This window comes from Pseudomonas sp. B21-017 (genome assembly GCF_024749245.1).
GTDB lineage: Bacteria > Pseudomonadota > Gammaproteobacteria > Pseudomonadales > Pseudomonadaceae > Aquipseudomonas.
Genome location: NZ_CP087194.1, coordinates 2,316,245 through 2,329,403, shown reverse-complemented (window position 1 = coordinate 2,329,403; position 13,159 = coordinate 2,316,245). Strand labels below are relative to the sequence as shown.

Below are 13,159 nucleotides of genomic sequence, written 5' to 3'. Positions count from 1 at the left end.
CCTGAGTGGCAAGAACAGTCCTTGGCAGAATGAAGTTCGTCAGAAACTTCGTTTGTCGGCGCCGCCGAAGGCTGCGATCTTTTCCGGCATCCGTTACGTCACTTCGCCAGGAATTTTTTTCATGAGCCACCCGAATTTCGTCAGCCCTGACCTGATCCGCCAACGCTTCTCCAAAGCGATGTCCGACATGTACCGCGAAGAAGTGCCGCTGTACGGCGCGCTGATGGAACTGGTGGAGCAGACCAACCGCCACGTGCTGGACAGCGACCCGCAAATCGCCCGACAGCTGCACAGCACCGGGGAAATCCAGCGGCTGGACCTGGAGCGCCACGGTGCAATCCGCGTCGGCACCGCCACTGAACTGGCGACCCTCGCCCGCCTGTTCGCGGTGATGGGCATGCAACCGGTGGGCTATTACGACCTGACCCCGGCCGGCGTGCCGGTGCATTCCACTGCATTTCGTGCCGTGCATGAGGCGGCGTTGCAGGTCAGCCCGTTCCGGGTGTTCACCTCGCTACTGCGCCTGGAACTGATCGAAGACACCGAACTGCGGGCCTTTGCCCAATCAGTGCTGGACCAGCGCTCAATCTTCACCCCGGCCGCGCTGACGCTCATCGAGCGCGCCGAAATCCAGGGAGGGCTGACCGAATACGAGGCGCAGGACTTCGTCGCGCAAGCCCTGGAAACCTTCCGCTGGCACCACAGCGCCACCGTCACCGCCGAGCAGTACCAGCAACTCAGCGCCCAGCATCGACTGATCGCCGACGTGGTGGCGTTCAAAGGCCCGCACATTAACCACCTGACGCCGCGCACCCTGGACATCGACATCGTCCAGGCACAAATGCCCGCCCATGGCATTACCCCCAAAGCGGTGATCGAAGGCCCACCCCGCCGCCAATGCCCGATTCTGCTGCGTCAAACCAGCTTCAAGGCGCTGGACGAGCCGATTGCTTTTACCGATCAAGCCGAGATGCGTGGCAGCCACAGCGCCCGCTTCGGTGAAATCGAACAGCGCGGCGCAGCGCTCACGCCTAAGGGCCGGGCGCTTTACGACCGTTTGCTCAACGCTGCCCGGGATGAGCTCAAGGAGTTTCCCAACGAAGCCAATGCCGCACGCTACAACGCGCTAATGACGCAGCACTTTGGCGAATTCCCTGACACCGTTGAAGAAATGCGCCAACAGGAACTGGCGTACTTTCGCTACTTCGTGACCGAAAAAGGCCTGGCGGCGGATGGGCTGAAAGACGCGTCGCTGGAGGATTTGCTCCGCGACGGGTATGTACGGGTTGAACCGCTGGTGTACGAAGATTTCCTGCCGGTCAGTGCGGCGGGGATTTTTCAGTCGAACCTGGGGGACGCGGCGCAAACCCACTATGGCGTGCATTCGAACCAACAGGCGTTCGAAAAGGCGCTGGGACGGCCGACGATTGATGAGTTGGGCTTGTATGCCGAGACGCAGCGGCGATCGATCGAAGAGTGTTTTGCAGCATTGGGCTTGAAGGTTACCGATTAGGCGTTATGGCCGCGAAAAGATCGCAGCCCTGCGGCAGCTCCTGCAGGAATACGTATTTCATGCAGGAGGGGCCGCCTCGTCGTTCGTCGCGTCGTTGCCGGCACGGCACGTTTTCAACCTTTTAAGCCGCACCGCCCTTGGCCTGTTGCTCCAGGTGCAGTTGCAGCTCTGGATCGATCTTCAGCGCAGCGGCCAGTTCATCCAGATAATTGCGCTCGGCGTCCTGCTGATCGTCCACCAGCATCACGCTGGCCAGGTACATCTCGGCGGCCATGCCCGGGTCCTGAGCGGACTGCGCCACATCGGCGGCATCCAGCGGCCGGGCGACTTCGTCATCGAGCCATTGTTGCAGTTGCGGGTCGTCGGTATGGCGGCCGATTTCAGTGCTGATCATTTGTTTCTCGGCGTCGTCGATACGGCCGTCGGCCTTGGCGGCGGCGATCAAGGCGCGAAGGATGGCGTGGCTGTGGTCTTCGATTTCCGGACCGGACAACAGATCAACGGTACGCGGCGCCTGTTGGGGTGCCGAGGCCTGGCTGCGTTGCCATGCCTGATAGGCCTGGAATGCCATCATCCCCAAAGAGGCCAACGCCGCATAGTTGGTGCCGCCCGAGCGCGTTTGGCTTGAACCGCCCAAAGGGGAACCGCCGCCCAACAGACCACCGAGCAAACCTCCCAGACCTCCGCCGCCAGCACCTCCACCCGCGCTGCCGCCCAACAGGCCACCGAGCAAGCCACCCAAGCCGCCCAAGCCGCCTTGAGTCGACGCCGCACCACCACCTTGTTGGGACAACGAGCCCTGGCCGGCCCGCAGTAATTGCTCAAGCAAATCGCTGGTGTTCATGACGACGTCCTCATTGATGGGCAGAAACCAAGTCAGGCAACGATAGTCCTCGCCGGACATTCCGCCAACTCCGTCTGGCTGACGTCAAAAGGTGCCCCTTCACACTCCTGACAGAAACTGACAGCGCCTCCTTTTATGCTGCGCCCACCTTCTAATGGAGCAATCCCATGATCACTCCCCGTTTCATTTTGCTTTTCGTGGACAACCCCGCCGTCAGTGCACGGTTTTATGAGTTTCTGCTGGAGCGCAAGCCCGTGGAAGAATCGCCGACCTTCGCCCTGTTTGTCCTGGACGACGGCTATAAACTGGGGCTCTGGTCGCGGCATACCGCCGAACCTGCAACGACTGTAACGGGCGGCGGGACCGAGCTGGCGTTCCCGGTGGAGTCTGCCGAACAGGTCGATGCACTGTTTGCCAAGTGGAGCGCCCTGGGGCTGACCATGCTGCAAACACCGACCGAACTCGATTTCGGTCGCACCTTCGTCGCCCTTGACCCGGATAGCCATCGGCTGCGTGTGTTCTTTCCTCATTAAGCTGACAACACAGGCAGACAACGCTCATGACGTACCCCGGATATTTCCGGGGTATTTTTTTGCGCGGCGTCTAAGATTCAAAGGTGGTGAACCTTATCCCCGAAAATCCGGTCGATACCTGCAACCCGATCCGGTTTGCCGACGCCCTCAATAGCAGGGTGATAACTGGCTTGCTTCATTTTCTGGAGAACGCCCCCGTGATATCCACCGTACACATCGCCAGGCTCAAAGCATGGGGCGCCCATGGTTTTACCGCCACCGGCGTGGTCACTGCTTTCCTCGCGACCCTCGCCCTGCTGGAGAACCAGCCCACCCATTGCCTGCTGTGGCTGGGCGTGGCGCTGATCGTCGACGGGCTGGACGGCGCGCTGGCACGCAAGGTCAATGTGCAATCGGTGCTGCCAAGTTTCGACGGCTCGATCCTCGATCTGGTGATCGACTACCTGACGTATGTGTTTATCCCGGCGCTGTTCATCTACCGTTACATCCCGTTGCCGGACTACACCCTGCTGCTGACCGTGTCGCTGATTCTGGTGTCGTCGCTGTTCTGCTTCTGCAACGTCAACATGAAGAGCAAGGACAACTACTTCCAGGGCTTCCCCGCTGCGTGGAACGTGGTTGCGCTGTGCCTGTACATCATCGGTCCGTCGCCGTGGATCACGTTGCTCACCGTGATCGGCCTGGCGCTGTTGACCGTGACTCGAATGAAATTCCTGCACCCGTTCCGCGTGCGCCGCTTCATGCCGATCAACATTGCCGTGACGGCCATCTGGTTGCTGTGCAGCTTGTCGCTGGTGCTCAACCATCCGGTCATCAATCCACTGGTGATGGGCCTGTGGCTGCTGATGTCGGCGTACTTCCTGGGGATCTGCATCTGGCGCACGGCGCTGGAGTGGTTCGACGGCTCGCGGCTCAAATAGACACTACGATCATGCCCATCCATATCGTGCGACTCGGCTCACCCCGCACAGCAAATGAAGGCCTGCGCCTGGGCACGGTACGCCGCCCGCCCCGTGGCGTACCGAAGGCCGAATTCGCCAGCCGTGATTTCTATGATGTGTGGCAACCGCTGCTGTCCCCCAGCCCCGAACTGGTGGCCGAAGCCAAAGCGGCAGAAGATGCCAAAGCCTGGGAGAACTTCAAGCGCAAGTTCAAGGCAGAGATGAACCATCCCGCGCCCAGTCAGCTACTGGACCTGTTGGCCGCCCTCTCCCATCAAACCTCACTGGCCGTGGGGTGTTATTGCGAAGACGAAGCGCACTGCCATCGCTCCGTATTACGGGAGTTGCTGGAGGCACGGGGCGCAAAGGTTGTTTAGCCAAGATGCAGATTTGATCGCTCGCCCGAATGTTCACGGGCAAGCTGAATACACTTCATAGCCAGAATGGTCGTCGGGTCGATCAATGCCACTTGATGCCCCTTGATCATGAAGGCCTCGCTATGCTGCAGCACCAGCGGCAACTCCGTGCATCCCAGGATAAGCACATCGGCGCCCAGTTCACACAAGTGCTCGGCGGCGATCAGGAGTTGGTCCCTGCAAAGGCCCTCTGTGAACCCGGCCTTGATCCCGAGCGACCCATAAATCGCATCCATCACCAACGCCTGGTAATCCACACCGGGGGCGATTATGTGCAGCCCGGCCCGCCGGGCGGCCTCATGGTAGACCTGACTCTTGATCGTGCCCGACGTCGCCAGCAGCCCGACTGTTTTCCCGGCGCCGTACTGCTGGACGATAGCCTCTACCGTCTCGGCCAGCATGTTCACAATGGGCACACGCAAGTGTGCCTGGATACGCTCGACAAACGCGTGAGCGGTATTGCACGGGATCGCAATCGCATTGGCTCCTGCGCTTTCAAGCCGCTTGCAGGTGGCATACATCGCCATCGTCGGATCGGTTTCGTCATTCAGCAAATTGGCGGTGCGATCAGGAATCTGGGGGTTTTGTTCGACCACCATCTTGATGTGCTCCTGGTCACGGCCGGCCGGTGTATGCGCAACCACCTTGCCCATGAAATCGACCGTTGCCGCAGGCCCCACCCCGCCGACGATCCCAAGCTTGAAGGGTGGGCGATTCGACTGACCTTTCTGCTGAGTCGCGAAGCCGGCATAAATCTCATTGATATCCAGCACCGTGATGCCCCGACGCTGCAGGTCGCCGCAGACCAACGAGAGCTCGGTCATGCCCGGCAAGACCATCGTGGCCCCCTGCTCCTGAAGTGACAGGCAGGCCTGATACACACATTCCAGCGGTACACCGTCAAGGTAGCCATCCTTGATGCCGTTAACGCCATACATCGCTTCCATCAACCCCGATTGTTCGTCGGCACCTGGATAAACGAGTTTGAAGTCGGAGCCGAAGTAGCGTTCGAACAAACCGGCGTGACGAACATAGTCTGAGGCGAGAATGCCCAATACCGTGCCGGGTTCAACAACATGATCGATGTGCCTGCGCAATGCGGCCATCATGTCCAGAACCGGTATGCCTATCTCCTCCTGTATCTCTTCGCGGAAAGTGTGACTGGCAAAACACGGCAGTACGATCGCGCTGACCCCGCTGGCCTCGAAAGTCTGACAGACCTGAAAAACATAGAACTTTCTGGAGGTCATGCTCGCGCCCCGATCCAACGGCATCAGCACATCTTTGAACGGGTGCTGCTCGAACAGGAAGTGATAGCGGCCTTGATCCTCCAGCACCGCCCTGGACTTCACCAACTTATAGAAAAGATCGCCGCCGGCCAGTGAGCCAAGCCCGCCGACGATGCCCAGTTTGTGTACCAATGAAGACTCACGGGATGGCTTCGATTTCGTTTTCATGGTGATAGCGCTCAGACGGTGGCTACAGAGCGAACAGGCAGTGGGGACGCCTCGGTTTGCGGCAAGTCATCCGGCTCTTCGAGAGGCTCGGATTTAGCGATCACGGCTGTTGCGATGCTGTTGCCCACCACATTGGTGGCCGTCCTGGCCATATCGAGGAACTGATCAATACCGATGATCAGCAAAATGCCAGCCTCTGGCAGATTGAACATGGGCAACGTCGCCGCCACGACCACCACCGAAGCCCGGGCAACACCCGCCATGCCCTTGCTGGTAATCATCAGCGTCAGCAAGATCAGCAGCTGCTGCGTAAAGCTCAAATCAATGTTGTAGGCCTGAGCGATGAACATAATGGCGAAGGCTTGATACATCATCGAGCCGTCGAGGTTGAATGAGTACCCCAGTGGCAGTACGAAACTGGATACCCGCTTGGGTGCGCCGAACTTCTCCAGGGCTTCCATGGTTTTTGGATAGGCGGACTCACTACTGGCTGTCGAGAATGCCAGCAAAATGGGTTCGCGGATCAACTTGCCCAGGGTAAAGACTGAACGCCCCAGAAACAGGTAGCCGGCAGCGAACAACACACCCCATAGAATCACAATGCCCAGGTAGAACTCGGCAATCAGTTTTCCATAATCGACCAGCAAGCCGAGACCTTGGGTGGTGATGGCCGAAGCGATGGCGGCAAAGACACCGACTGGCGCAAAGGCCATGACATAGTCAGTGATCTTGAACATCACCTTGCCCAGTTCTTCAATGCTGTCGGTGATCTTCGTATAGCCAGCGCGCTTGATGCCTGCCAGCGCAAAGCCGAAAAACAAAGAGAACACTACAATTTGCAGAATCTCATTGTTGGCCATGGCTTCTGCGATGCTTCGAGGGAACACGTGACTGATGAATACCTTGAGGCTGAAGTCACCCGTGCTGACAACGGCCGGCGCCGCTGCGCCTTGAGTCACCTGCAGATCCAGACCCGCGCCTGGCTGGAACACATTCACCAGCAACATGCCAATGAACAGCGAAATGATTGAGGCCGACACGAACCAGATCATCGCCCTCGCGCCGATCCGCCCTACGGATCGGGAATTACCCATGCTGGCAATACCACCGACCAGTGTGGCGAACACCAAAGGCGCGATGATCATCTTGATCAACCGCAGGAAAATGTCCGTCACCATCGAGAAGTAGGAGGCGATCTCCCGGGCGGCTTTCTCATCCGCTGCGAAATGATGGCAGGCCCAACCTGCAAGGACGCCCAAGGCGATAGCCATCGCAATCTGGCGGGGTAGTCTGTTTCTTTTCACGGTGCATTTCCTCAAGTGGTTTTGTAGGTCTTTTTACTTGGCAGGAGACAAGATTGAAGTGCCCCGATGTTCTGCGGCAGCGGGGTTGTGGCACCGATTCTAAGGACGCCATTCACGCCGGATGATGAGTAATCACCATAGGCTGATGCGTTTTTGGAATAGTTTGCGAAATTCCCTCAATGGCGCCATCGCACCGCAGTAAACTCTTCGCCAGAGACGCAATGAGGTGCCAGCATGCAAACCAAATGGTTGGACGATCTTCTGGCGATTGCCGAATGGAAGAACTTTTCCCGAGCGGCGGAAGTGCGTTGCGTCACGCAGTCCGCGTTGTCCCGGCGGATTCGTTCACTTGAAGAATGGGTGGGCGCCGAACTGGTGGATCGCGGCACTTATCCTGTCCAGCTGACTCAAGCGGGCCGCAGCTTCTGTGAAGAGGGGCGCGAGGCGCTGTCGGCGTTGCTGCAATTGCGCCTGGCCCTTCGCGAAGGCGAACGAATGCCGGGGCGCTCGATTCAGGTCACCGCCGGGCACAGTCTTTCAATGACCTTCCTGCCTAAATGGCTCACCCAGTTTCAACAGCAGAATGAGCCCTTCAATGCTCGCGTGGTGGCTGCGAACATCCACGATGCGGTGATCGCGCTGGAGGAAGGCAGCTGCGATTTGATGATCGTCTACCACCATCCCCTCGCCCCGATCCAGCTCGACCCCGAGAAGTTCGGCAGCTTGACCCTGGGGCATGATTCGTTCGTTCCACTGTGCGCGCCGGACAATAACGGCAAACCGTTGCATCGGCTGCCGGGGACGGCCGCCAAGCCAGTGCCGCACCTGGCCTATACCGCGACCACTTTTTTGGGTCGCGTGGCCGATATCGTCATCAAGAATGCACCGACTGCTTGCGTGCTTGATCGTTGCTTTGAGGCGGACATGGCCATGTTGCTGATGAGAATGGCGATCGAGGGCTACGGCGTTGCCTGGCTGCCCCTGAGCGCCGTGACCGATGAGCTGGCGCGAGGGCAATTGGTGCTGGCCGGCGGCGATGAATGGAAGACCCGGCTGGAGATTCGTTCGTATTGTTCGATCGCCAATCAGAACCCGACGATGCGCGAGCTTTGGAAGACGCTTGAGACCGCATCGCGAGCAAACCCGCTCCCACATTAGAACCGGACGAGGGGTTGATCATGGTCAATAATGAAAGGATTGAGATGTATTGAACGACCACCGTCTGCTCGCTTACCCACGGGAGGTTTGTCATGTCTGGTGAATCACGCTTCATGCTGGTCGCTTCACCGCTGATGGAACACAGCCCCGCCTTCGACCGGGCCGCGATGCTGGCCAAGGCCGAGGGGGCAGCCCTGCACATCGTGGCCTTCGACTATCTGGAAGGTCTGGCGACCGCCAGCCTGGTCAACGAAAAAGCCCTGGAACAGATGCGCCAGGGCTACGTCGAGCGTCACCGCCAGTGGCTTGAGGAACAGGCCCATCCCTTGCGCAAGATCGGTGTACACGTCACCACCGAGGTGGCCTGGGTCGAGCATCCGCTGGAGGAAATCCTGATTCACCTCAAAGAGCAGCCGATGGACGTGCTGATCAAGGTGCTGGAGCATCAATCGCGGCTGTCGCGACTGGTGTTTACGCCCCTCGACGTGCATTTGCTGCGCGAATGCCCGGTGCCGCTGCATTTCGTCAGCCATGCCACTCGCGCGTTGCCGCGCAAGATCGTCGCCGCGGTCGACCCGCTTCATCGCGACGATCACTACAAAAGCTTCAACGACAGAATCCTTCACGAAGCATCGAAACTGGCGAGCGCCTGCAATGCCGAGCTCGATGTGGTCTACGCCTGTGACCTTTCAGCCATCAGCGCGGATGAGTTCAACTTCTATAACGGTTCGGCGCTTTTCTCTTCAGGCCAGATCAAGACCCTGTTCGACCTCCAGGAGGATGCGTTCAACGAGCTGGCCGCGCGCAACGGCATCGCGCCGGAGCAGCGGCACATGATCATGGGCAACCCGACCAAGGTACTGACCCACTACACCGAGACCCATGATGTGGATGTGATCGTCATGGGCCGGATCGGCCATCGCGGCATGGGCCGGTTGATCGGCAGCACGGTAGAGCATGTGCTGTACAAAATGCCATGCAGCGTGTGGGTGGTGTACACCGAGTCACTGGATGAGTGACTGCAACGGCTGAATACCAAATTGTGCACATACCTTTGTGGACGCGACCCCTGTGGCGAGGGGGCTTGCCCCCGTTCGGCTGCGAAGCAGTCGCAAAGCTTTTGGGGCCGCTTCGCGACCCAACGGGGGCAAGCCCCCTCGCCACAGGGGTCGCGCACACGGGGATTTTGTGTTCTCGACTCAGCGCCGGGTGATCACCACCTCCAGGTATTCGCTTGGCACCACCAGCGACCTCTCCCCCGCTCGGTTCAGGCGATTGAGCAGTTCCGTCAGGTCGTTTTCCAGGGCGGCGGACCCTTCGGGTGGCAGGGTCGCAAAAGCCTTGTGAACCGGGCCATACCAGGTGCGGAAGGTGTCGATGAAATGGGCGGCCGAACGATAGCGGAAGTTGAATAAGCGTCGTGTCACCTGAAGCACGAAGTCGCGCTGATCGAAGTGCGAGTGCAGCCACGCTTCGGAGCCCCAGTTTGAAGGCGGTTGAGCGCCCACGGGTGGCGGCATGTGGCGCCCCAGTACCTTGAACATCTGGCCAACGAAGCCTTCAGGCGTCCAGTTGGCAAGGCCGATCCGGCCTCCCGGGCGGCACACCCGCGCCAATTCCGCGGCAGCCTTTGGCTGATCCGGGGTAAACATCACCCCAAAGGTCGAGAGCACGGCATCGAAACTGGCATCCTCGAAAGGTAGCGCCTCGGCATCGGCCACCTGAAAGGTCACGTTCAGGTGTTCCGCCCGTGCCCGGTCTTCGCCGCGCTCAAGCAGCTTGGCCACATAGTCGGTGGACGTGACCTTACAGCCCCGGCGCGCAGCGGCAAGCGTGGCATTACCGTTGCCCGCAGCGACGTCCAGCACCCGCTCATCACAGAGCAAGTCACAGGCTTCGGCCAATAGCTCGCCGACGATCTGTAGGGTGGTGCCGATCACGGCGTAGTCGCCGCTGGCCCACGCAGTCATCTGACGGTTTTTCAGGGCGGTGAGATCAATGGGTGTGCTCATGAAGTCTGCTCCGCTGCGGGTTGGAACGGGTCTCGGCTTACTCCGCCGTGGTGGGGTCGATGATGCTCATGACTCGGGAAACGCTGTTGATCGGAAAACCACCTTGTTTGGCATGCTCCCTGATGAGCTCCTCGCTCGGCGCGATGTACACGCAATAAATCTTGTCGCCCGTGACGTAACTCTGCTGCCATTGCACTTGCGGCCCCAATCCACGCAACACATCGCAGGATTTTTGCGAGATCGCTTTGAGTTCCTGCGGCGGCAGTGCGCCAGCTCCTGGAAGCTCGCGTTCAATAATGAACTTAGGCATAACCCTCTCCCTTTCATGATGGTGATGGCAGGGTCGCAAGTGACCCCGTCCACAAACTAAAGCTCCCGGACAGGTATCCGTCCTGCCCGGTCGTCCGGCAGACTCACGAAATGCGCCGGTCTCCGATGCATGGTCATGCGTTTGTAACGCAGGATTAACACCCGGCCCACGGGATTGCCGATGCGCCATGAATCAGCTCTTATGGGCCACCGTCTTTTGAAAGGATTCCCCCATGCCTCTGGACTGGCTCGCTCACCACATGCACCACAGCGACATCTTTGCTTCATGGATTCACCAACAATTCCACTATGAATACGCCGACCAGCCCTTGCCTCAGTGGCAACGGGAATTCGCTGACGGCCAATTCGACGGCACATGGCAATGTTTGATCGCCCTGGATGAAGACCGCCTGCTGGGTGGTGCGGCACTGGCCGCCGCCGACCTGGCTCACCGGCCTGACCTGGGTCCTTGGCTGGCTTGTGTGTTCGTCACACCCCAAGCAAGGGGAAAAGGATTGGCGGAGCGTTTGATTGAAGGGATATGCGCGCAGGCCAGGGAACGTGGCGTGGCGAAGATCTATTTGCACACCCGGGACCAAAGCGATTACTACGCCAGACGCGGATGGACAGTGCTGGAGCGTTTTCAGGCCTGGGAAAACGACCAATGGCTCATGGTGCGCAACCTGTGAGCCATTGATTGGAAAGGTTACGCAGCAGGCGCCTTGGCCTCTTCCAACAGCTGCCGGATCATCTGCTCCTGAGTCTCGTAGCGACCCTCGCCAAAGTGGCTGTAACGCACCCGCCCCTTGGCATCGATCAGGTAGTGAGCCGGCCAGTATTGGTTGTCGAAGGCGCGCCAGATCGCGTAGTTATTGTCGATCGCCACCGGGTAGGTGATACCGAGTTTTTTCACCTGATCGCGAACGTTGTCGAGGATGCGTTCGTAACCGTATTCCGGGGTGTGCACGCCGATCACCACCAGGCCGTCCTTTTCATATTTTTTCGCCCAGTCCTTCACGTAGGGCAAGGTGTGCTGGCAGTTGATGCAGTCATAGGTCCAGAAATCCACCAGCACCACCTTGCCGCGCAGGGAGTCGTTGCTCAGCGCTGGCGAGTTGAGCCATTCGACCGCGCCGGAGAGTGACGGCATCGCACCTTTGGCCGCGTCCATCGGGTCGGCCTTGACCTTGCTGACCAGGTAATCGACCACTTTCGGTACGGTTTCCAGCACCTGCTGTTCAACGGTCGTGACGCCTTCGGACGAAGTGCCGGCGAGCAGCCTGTTATCGGTTCCGGTGGCGATGACCGCCGCCGCGACCAACACCCCGGCACCGGCGCCGCGACGCAGCCAACCGGTGACCGGAATCGACGGTTTCAAGCGATTGACCAGGCCGCGACCGGCGAAGATCAAGATGCCCAGTGACAACGCGCTGCCCAGGCCATACGCCACCAGCAGCAGACTGGTCTGAGCGTTGGCGCCTTGCAGCATGGCGCCGGTGAGGATCACCCCGAGGATCGGCCCGGCACACGGTGCCCAGAGCAGGCCGGTGGCGACGCCAATCATCACCGAGCCCAGCGGGCCGGACATTTTGCGAGTGTTGGGGTCGAGGCGATTGCCCAGCAACACGAACGGCCGCGCCAGCCAGCCGCCGATGCGGGCGGAGATCAGCGACAGCGCAAACAGCACCATCACGATCAGCGCCACATGGCGGCCGGTGTTGTTGGCTTGTATCACCCAATCGCTGCTGACCACGGCCAGGCTGGAGATCAGGGCGAAGGTCAGGGCCATGCCACCGAGGGTGAGCAGGATCGAGGTGCGTGTGCGTTTAACACCGGCAAACAGAAACGGCACGACCGGGAGGATGCAGGGGCTGAGGACGGTCAAAATGCCGCCCAGGAATGCGATGAGAAACATGGGTTCACCTTGAGAATACGAGTCCCATGTGGGGGCTAGCCTGCTCCCACACTGGGAATATTGAGTTCATCGGAACAGTGCCTGGCTTCAAGCCATCTGGTTTTCCAACTGCTGGCCCTGTGGCGTCCGGCTGTAACCGTTCTCTGCAACCAATTGCCCCTGCGGTGTGCGGCTGGAACCATCCTCAGCCACCAGCGGCGTCAGTTGGAAGCAGGTGCTGCTGCCACAGCTGCTCTGTTCAACAGCCGCGTTGGCATGGGCGGCGACGCCGGCTACGGAAAAGACGATGGCGGTCAAAAAGCGGGTGACGTTGTTCATGGAGTTCTTCCTGTTTCAAAAAAGGGATTGATAACGGGTGAGCAAAGGACTCAGTTGTCTTCGTTGCAGTTGTCAGCGAATTTGCGGTAATCAAGGGCCTGGGTTTTGCCTTGAGAATCCAGGTAGGTCATCCGCGCATTCACAATCCCGCAGGAAGTCGTGGCGTCCTCTTTCATCGACAGCACTTTCTGGATGTCCAGGTGCGTGCCATAGGTGTAGGTTTGCGGGGTGACATTGGCTTCGGCCCGGGCCGACAAGGTGCAGATGTTCAGGGCGGCAAACAGGCAGGCGGCGTAGACGGCTTTGGTATTCATGGTGGTTTCCTCGGGGCTTCAATGGGTCAATCGTTGCCAAATCGTTGATGGGGCCGAGGCGGTTTGGGTTTGCCTCGATTGGAAGCCATTAGAAGCCCGCGAGGTATCCCGTCTGTGTCCGGAAC

15 protein-coding genes are annotated in these 13,159 nt (G+C 59.4%); 7 read left to right on the top strand and 8 right to left on the bottom strand.

Annotated features, from left to right (window positions below; genetic code table 11):
- The first annotated feature begins 121 nt into the window (after window positions 1-121).
- Complete coding sequence (locus LOY28_RS10570; RefSeq protein WP_258613675.1) at window positions 122-1,513, top strand: VOC family protein; 1,392 nt, start codon at window positions 122-124, stop codon at window positions 1,511-1,513.
- Between the two features lie 121 nt (window positions 1,514-1,634).
- On the opposite strand, the gene LOY28_RS10565 is transcribed toward LOY28_RS10570, so the two are convergent.
- Window positions 1,635-2,417 (bottom strand): tellurite resistance TerB family protein, encoded by a 783-nt coding sequence (locus LOY28_RS10565; RefSeq protein WP_111453815.1) that lies wholly within the window; start codon window positions 2,415-2,417, stop codon window positions 1,635-1,637.
- Between the two features lie 107 nt (window positions 2,418-2,524).
- Here LOY28_RS10565 and LOY28_RS10560 point away from each other — a divergent pair, with 107 nt between their 5' ends.
- The 3 genes from LOY28_RS10560 to LOY28_RS10550 all read left to right on the top strand — a co-directional run bounded on the left by LOY28_RS10560 (window position 2,525) and on the right by LOY28_RS10550 (window position 4,208).
- Window positions 2,525-2,890 (top strand): VOC family protein, encoded by a 366-nt coding sequence (locus LOY28_RS10560; protein WP_018928044.1) that lies wholly within the window; start codon window positions 2,525-2,527, stop codon window positions 2,888-2,890.
- A gap of 197 nt (window positions 2,891-3,087) precedes the next feature.
- Complete coding sequence (gene pcsA / locus LOY28_RS10555; RefSeq protein WP_018928045.1) at window positions 3,088-3,810, top strand: phosphatidylcholine synthase; 723 nt, start codon at window positions 3,088-3,090, stop codon at window positions 3,808-3,810.
- A gap of 11 nt (window positions 3,811-3,821) precedes the next feature.
- On the top strand, window positions 3,822-4,208 hold the full coding sequence (locus LOY28_RS10550) for a DUF488 domain-containing protein (RefSeq protein WP_019582703.1): 387 nt from the start codon (window positions 3,822-3,824) through the stop codon (window positions 4,206-4,208).
- Here the strand turns inward: LOY28_RS10550 and LOY28_RS10545 are convergent.
- Both LOY28_RS10545 and LOY28_RS10540 read right to left on the bottom strand, forming a co-directional pair.
- The gene (locus tag LOY28_RS10545) at window positions 4,205-5,704 is read right to left on the bottom strand and encodes an amino acid racemase (protein ID WP_258613674.1); all 1,500 of its coding nucleotides are present in this window, start codon (window positions 5,702-5,704) and stop codon (window positions 4,205-4,207) included. The two genes, LOY28_RS10550 and LOY28_RS10545, sit on opposite strands and share 4 nt — an antisense overlap.
- 11 nt (window positions 5,705-5,715) lie before the next feature.
- Window positions 5,716-7,008 (bottom strand): dicarboxylate/amino acid:cation symporter, encoded by a 1,293-nt coding sequence (locus LOY28_RS10540; RefSeq protein WP_258613671.1) that lies wholly within the window; start codon window positions 7,006-7,008, stop codon window positions 5,716-5,718.
- A gap of 234 nt (window positions 7,009-7,242) precedes the next feature.
- Here LOY28_RS10540 and LOY28_RS10535 point away from each other — a divergent pair, with 234 nt between their 5' ends.
- On the top strand, window positions 7,243-8,166 hold the full coding sequence (locus tag LOY28_RS10535; RefSeq protein ID WP_258613669.1) for a LysR substrate-binding domain-containing protein: 924 nt from the start codon (window positions 7,243-7,245) through the stop codon (window positions 8,164-8,166).
- 92 nt (window positions 8,167-8,258) lie between these two features.
- The gene (locus LOY28_RS10530; protein WP_258613667.1) at window positions 8,259-9,185 is read left to right on the top strand and encodes a universal stress protein; all 927 of its coding nucleotides are present in this window, start codon (window positions 8,259-8,261) and stop codon (window positions 9,183-9,185) included.
- 180 nt (window positions 9,186-9,365) lie between these two features.
- Here LOY28_RS10530 and LOY28_RS10525 read toward each other — a convergent pair whose 3' ends face one another.
- Entirely contained in the window at window positions 9,366-10,178 is an 813-nt protein-coding gene (locus LOY28_RS10525; RefSeq protein ID WP_258613664.1) for a class I SAM-dependent methyltransferase, read from the bottom strand.
- Between the two features lie 37 nt (window positions 10,179-10,215).
- The gene (locus LOY28_RS10520) at window positions 10,216-10,488 is read right to left on the bottom strand and encodes a DUF4242 domain-containing protein (RefSeq protein ID WP_258613662.1); all 273 of its coding nucleotides are present in this window, start codon (window positions 10,486-10,488) and stop codon (window positions 10,216-10,218) included.
- A gap of 232 nt (window positions 10,489-10,720) precedes the next feature.
- On the opposite strand from LOY28_RS10520, the gene LOY28_RS10515 reads away from it, so the two are divergent.
- Window positions 10,721-11,176: a GNAT family N-acetyltransferase gene (locus LOY28_RS10515; protein WP_258613661.1), complete on the top strand. Its 456-nt coding sequence runs from the start codon at window positions 10,721-10,723 to the stop codon at window positions 11,174-11,176.
- A 17-nt stretch (window positions 11,177-11,193) separates the two neighbouring features.
- Here the strand turns inward: LOY28_RS10515 and LOY28_RS10510 are convergent, their stop codons facing one another.
- The 3 genes from LOY28_RS10510 to LOY28_RS10500 form a co-directional block, all read right to left on the bottom strand.
- Entirely contained in the window at window positions 11,194-12,402 is a 1,209-nt protein-coding gene (locus LOY28_RS10510) for a cytochrome c biogenesis protein DipZ (protein ID WP_258613660.1), read from the bottom strand.
- Between the two features lie 87 nt (window positions 12,403-12,489).
- Complete coding sequence (locus LOY28_RS10505; protein ID WP_258613658.1) at window positions 12,490-12,720, bottom strand: hypothetical protein; 231 nt, start codon at window positions 12,718-12,720, stop codon at window positions 12,490-12,492.
- 50 nt (window positions 12,721-12,770) lie between these two features.
- A complete protein-coding gene (locus LOY28_RS10500; RefSeq protein ID WP_258613654.1) occupies window positions 12,771-13,034 on the bottom strand; it encodes a DUF2790 domain-containing protein in 264 nt (87 codons plus the stop codon).
- Window positions 13,035-13,159: the final 125 nt, after the last annotated feature.

What these genes read in the sequence shown, in the direction of transcription:
- LOY28_RS10570 (WP_258613675.1), top strand. Translation starts at nt 122, where the DNA reads ATGAGCCACCCGAATTTCGTCAGCCCTGACCTGATCCGCCAACGCTTC.
- LOY28_RS10565 (WP_111453815.1), bottom strand. Translation starts at nt 2,417, where the DNA reads ATGTCCGGCGAGGACTATCGTTGCCTGACTTGGTTTCTGCCCATCAAT.
- LOY28_RS10560 (WP_018928044.1), top strand. Translation starts at nt 2,525, where the DNA reads ATGATCACTCCCCGTTTCATTTTGCTTTTCGTGGACAACCCCGCCGTC.
- LOY28_RS10550 (WP_019582703.1), top strand. Translation starts at nt 3,822, where the DNA reads ATGCCCATCCATATCGTGCGACTCGGCTCACCCCGCACAGCAAATGAA.
- LOY28_RS10545 (WP_258613674.1), bottom strand. Translation starts at nt 5,704, where the DNA reads ATGAAAACGAAATCGAAGCCATCCCGTGAGTCTTCATTGGTACACAAA.
- LOY28_RS10535 (WP_258613669.1), top strand. Translation starts at nt 7,243, where the DNA reads ATGCAAACCAAATGGTTGGACGATCTTCTGGCGATTGCCGAATGGAAG.
- LOY28_RS10530 (WP_258613667.1), top strand. Translation starts at nt 8,259, where the DNA reads ATGTCTGGTGAATCACGCTTCATGCTGGTCGCTTCACCGCTGATGGAA.
- LOY28_RS10525 (WP_258613664.1), bottom strand. Translation starts at nt 10,178, where the DNA reads ATGAGCACACCCATTGATCTCACCGCCCTGAAAAACCGTCAGATGACT.
- LOY28_RS10520 (WP_258613662.1), bottom strand. Translation starts at nt 10,488, where the DNA reads ATGCCTAAGTTCATTATTGAACGCGAGCTTCCAGGAGCTGGCGCACTG.
- LOY28_RS10515 (WP_258613661.1), top strand. Translation starts at nt 10,721, where the DNA reads ATGCCTCTGGACTGGCTCGCTCACCACATGCACCACAGCGACATCTTT.
- LOY28_RS10510 (WP_258613660.1), bottom strand. Translation starts at nt 12,402, where the DNA reads ATGTTTCTCATCGCATTCCTGGGCGGCATTTTGACCGTCCTCAGCCCC.
- LOY28_RS10505 (WP_258613658.1), bottom strand. Translation starts at nt 12,720, where the DNA reads ATGAACAACGTCACCCGCTTTTTGACCGCCATCGTCTTTTCCGTAGCC.
- LOY28_RS10500 (WP_258613654.1), bottom strand. Translation starts at nt 13,034, where the DNA reads ATGAATACCAAAGCCGTCTACGCCGCCTGCCTGTTTGCCGCCCTGAAC.